1 pseudogene is annotated in these 305 nt (G+C 49.2%); it reads right to left on the bottom strand.

Annotated features, from left to right (window positions below):
• Positions 1–305: pseudogene (locus tag SORDD16_RS10240) on the bottom strand (3-deoxy-7-phosphoheptulonate synthase); the annotation flags it as partial.

The following is a 305-nucleotide window of genomic DNA, read 5'->3' as shown; positions in this document are numbered from 1 at the left end:
GGATTTCCTGAGGTTTCCACTTCTTGGCCATGGTAAAGGAAGGTTTGCTTGTTTTGAGCCGCATAGATGGCATTAAACATGACCCCAAGGTTCCCAGATGTTGGATTTTTCATCCCAACTGGAGCATCAATCCCAGACGCTACAAAGCGGTGCTCTTGGTCTTCCACTGAGCGAGCCCCTACAGCATGGTAGCTGACCAGGTCATCAACCAAAACGAGATTTGACGGATAAAGCATCTCATCAGCTGTCGTCAATCCCGTCTCCGTAATCACACGGTAGTGAAGCTGACGAACAGCTTGCAAACC

Origin of the sequence: Streptococcus oralis, assembly GCF_001578945.1 — a bacterium.
Classification (GTDB): domain Bacteria; phylum Bacillota; class Bacilli; order Lactobacillales; family Streptococcaceae; genus Streptococcus; species Streptococcus oralis_Q.
This window is presented reverse-complemented; position numbering and strand designations above follow the sequence as displayed.